We start from the raw sequence: 1053 nt of genomic DNA, 5'->3' as shown, positions 1-1053 counted from the left end.
ACTTCAACGTACTGGATCACGAAAGCACCAGTCGTAATATCAATCGCACCATTAAGATTCGGTTGAGCTTGGCTGCGACTTACCTGCAACTCTACAACTACGCACTTGCAGAGCAATATCTGGAACGTGCGACAGAGTTACTGGAATACGCGGATATCCCTCAACTTGAAGCGAAAGCCGCCCTACTTCAGTCTGGTCTCGCTTATCATCAGAACGACAGCAAAAAAGTAATTGAAAACGCGAAGAAAGCCTTAGATCTTGTCGAAAAAGCGCCGGAAAACAAAAACTTCATCAAGCAGCAATCTTACCGTTTGTTGGGCTTGGGTTACGAACAGGCGGGCGAATATCAACTGTCACTGCAAGCGTACAAAAAATACACCAGCTTAGTGCGTTTGGAGCAAAAACAACTCAACCAAATTAGTGAAGATGCGTTCCGTCAGCAAAAAGAGTTTGCGGAACAGACCATTCACTATGTCGGTCAATCAGAGCGTCTAGAGCAGGTGGAAATGGAACATCGTAAGTTCCAGAAAATTTCCTTTGCCCTATTCATCACCGTTCTGGTTATGTTTTTGTTCATTATGCGCCGCGGCGTGATCATGCAGCGCCAAGCGGGTGAAATCGAGAAACTTCGTAACGACCTCTTTACCCATTCCCGCTCTCGCTTACGTAATCTGCGCATGCTGAACGTGAAGTTGTCTCGCTCACTGAAAAAATCGCGTGACACTTTTGAACAGTGGCAAATGGGTGAACTTATCCATGAACCGCTCAACGACCGACTACGTTTTGTGATGATCGACCTACCGTTCTTACGCAGCATGTACGTTCAAAATGGTTACAAAGCGGGCTTGGAATTAGAACGCGCATTCGGTGAATACCTAGCAGAGCGCATCGAAAAACCGGCACGTTTGTACCACTTCTCGGATGCAAACTTACTCTACATCGAACCTAACGCCGACCGCGACGCCTCTGCCGAAGTCATGTTTGAAAAATTCCAAGCGTGGGTAGACGAATTTGCGACTCAGCATAACGTCAATCGCATCATTCGTATGGGCA

At 46.8% G+C, this 1053-nt stretch carries 1 protein-coding gene; it reads left to right on the top strand.

Going from position 1 to position 1053, the window contains the following annotated elements:
- Window positions 1-1053, top strand: a 1053-nt coding sequence (locus tag R7Q38_RS24750; protein WP_411913410.1) for a tetratricopeptide repeat protein, incomplete at both ends; no start/stop codon positions are given.

The sequence above is a fragment of the Vibrio sp. Vb0598 genome, from assembly GCF_033338935.1.
Taxonomy (GTDB): Bacteria; Pseudomonadota; Gammaproteobacteria; order Enterobacterales; family Vibrionaceae; genus Vibrio; species Vibrio alginolyticus.
The sequence above is the reverse complement of the archived record's forward strand: the minus strand, read 5'-3'. Positions and strand labels throughout refer to the sequence as shown.